Genomic DNA, 2,560 nt, shown 5'->3' with positions numbered 1-2,560 from the left:
CAAGATAGTCGGAACTACCCAAGCAGCTTTTCTTCTAGGGATTTGCGTCCAACGAGTTCGCCAACTTCTGAAAAATGGTAGAATTAAGGGCGCTCAAAAAGTAGGCAGATTTTGGCAAATTCCCCTATTTAACGGCTTGCCTAGGGTCAGTCCTGGTCGCCGTGGACCCAAGGGAACCTGGAGAAGAGGTTTCCAAAAGGTGGCGAGTTACATCCACGTCAACCAGAACGTGATTAAGCAAAATAAAAAGAACAACACCTACAACCCTGTGCTCACTGTCAAACAAGGTAACCGCAACACCTACGGTCATTATGTAGAAATCAAGGGTCCATCTCGGTTAGTCTATCAACCCAATTGTCCCAAGGATTGTGGAGCTACGGTGTGGCTGGAAGTTGACCCTTCTGTCGAAATTCTCACTAAAGTTTTTAGTTAATTGCAGGATGGGTATTAGCTTAGCGTTGCTGAATTAAGGAATGAATGCGCGATAATCTGGTTTTATTAAAGCCCCCTAAATCCCCCAATTATGGGGGACTTTGAGAGTTTTGTTCCCCCACCGGTGCGCTTTCCGTCGGCGAATTAAATTCGCCACGGGTCGCACCGCAAAATTGGGGGGCTAGGGGGGCGAAACCATACCCAGAATCAGCAACGCCATTAGCTTGGGGTCATTTCAGCTGGAAGCTGCTTGTTTGCGTAGCTTAAGAATTTAAAAACAAGGTGTTAACTTGAAGGTTAAAACTTTAAAATTAATGGCTTTTGGTGTTCCTTGGCCTAAAGGCCAGGCTACGGGAACGGGTAGGTTTAAATTTGGCAAGTAGACAACTGCGGCCAAGTTTACTGTAGTTGGTTTAATGTTGTTGGCAAAGCGTTCAACTCAAACAGGACGCAAAAGTTATCCCTAGATGACTCATAGATCTACTTACTTGTTACTTGTCAAATTCAGCCAACGCAAAACTTATTCCTATATACACTGATAGATTGACAGATCTATTACATTAGTTGTCAATTTCTTGCCTTGCTCTTGACTACTGTTCCTGTTGTTTGTCACTCTAGCACCAGGAAAACTAATTAATAGTTCTTACCTAAGAAAAACAGTTACGATATGGTAAGTAATGTTTAGATTTGTTGCAGTAGTAAAAAGTTCATCTCTGTTAACCTTGGGTGTATTAGCAGTCGTTAGTAACCTAATCCTGAAACCTTTAGAAGCTGGGGCTGTTGTTAATGATCAGAGTCTGGTCTTCGTAAAGGATTCATTGCCACAGGAACCAGTGCCAATTCCAGAGAAATTGAACAAAGGGGATAATCAGGTTTTAGGGAGCGACACTGTAACAAATTTCAACGCCATGGGTATTAACCAGCTCCCGAGTCCTCCAGCCCCAGCAAAAATTAGTCAAGCCCTACCTCCGAACCTACCTCCGGGTATAGAGCTACCGGAGGATCGGCTGCCGGAGAGACCTCCCTCTCTGGAACCAGCGCCAGAACCCCAACCTCCCCAGAAACTTCCTCCTGTGGATGAACTTCTTGACCCATCTACCCCTAGCCCTGATCTACCGGACGAAATTCTGGAGGATATTCCAAGACGAATCGTCATTAAACGCTTTAATATTATTGGCTCAACGGTATTCAGCCAGGAAAAATTAGCGGAAATTACCGATCCTTTCCTCAATCAACCCATCTCCTTGCCAAGATTATTTAAACTCCGGTCTGAGATCACCAAGTTATATGATCAGGAAGGATACGTTAACTCTGGAGCCTATATCCCACCTCAGGAACTTGAAGATGGGGTAGTTACCGTTGAGATTATCGAAGGGGAATTAGAAGATATTATTGTCAAGGGTCTGAGTCGGCTTAATCCTAATTACATCAAAAGCCGTCTTGCGATCGCTACCAAGAAGCCTCTGAATGTAAGGCGCTTACTGAACGGCTTACAAATGCTGCGACTCGACCCTCTAATTGCCAACATCTCAGCTGAATTGTCAGCGGGGGTGGAGCCTGGGGAGAGTTTGCTAGAAGTAACAGTAACTGAAGCCGATACTTTTAGCACCCAAATAGTAATAGATAATGGGCGCTCTCCCAGTGTAGGAAGCTTTCGGCGTCGTCCCCAAATTCGAGAAGGCAATTTACTGGGATTGGGAGATGCTTTAGAATTCAACTACACCAACACCGATGGTAGTGATACCTTTGATGTCAGCTATACCTTACCGATTAATCCCCGTAATGGTACTCTGCGCTTGGCTTATGGGACAACAGCTAGTGAAGTAATTGAGCCTCCTTTTGATAGGATAGATATTGACTCAGAATCACGGTTTTATGAGATAACCCTGCGCCAGCCTGTATTCCAAACCCCTACCGAAGAAGTAGCTATTGGTATCACCGGCTCACGCCAGGAAAGCGAAACATCTATCTTAGATACTCCCTTTCCTTTATCAGCAGGAGCTGATGATGAAGGGCGTACGCGGATTAATGCCATCCGGTTATTCCAAGAGTGGACTAAGCGCAGTGAGCAACAAGTGTTAGCAGCTCGTTCCCAGTTAAGTATCGGGATTAGTTCAGGAGATACTAC

General features: G+C 45.0%; 2 protein-coding genes. Both read left to right on the top strand.

Features of this window, described 5'->3' with window-relative positions:
- The first annotated feature begins 4 nt into the window (after positions 1–4).
- Entirely contained in the window at positions 5–433 is a 429-nt protein-coding gene (locus F6K38_RS39230; protein ID WP_287254610.1) for a helix-turn-helix domain-containing protein, read from the top strand.
- Between the two features lie 676 nt (positions 434–1,109).
- Positions 1,110–2,560 (top strand): ShlB/FhaC/HecB family hemolysin secretion/activation protein (locus F6K38_RS39225; protein ID WP_287360325.1); only part of this gene is annotated, 1,451 nt, incomplete at its 3' end.

It is taken from the genome of Moorena sp. SIO3B2, from assembly GCF_010692525.1.
GTDB classification, from domain to species: Bacteria; Cyanobacteriota; Cyanobacteriia; order Cyanobacteriales; family Coleofasciculaceae; genus Moorena; species Moorena producens.
The sequence above is the reverse complement of the archived record's forward strand: the minus strand, read 5'-3'. Positions and strand labels throughout refer to the sequence as shown.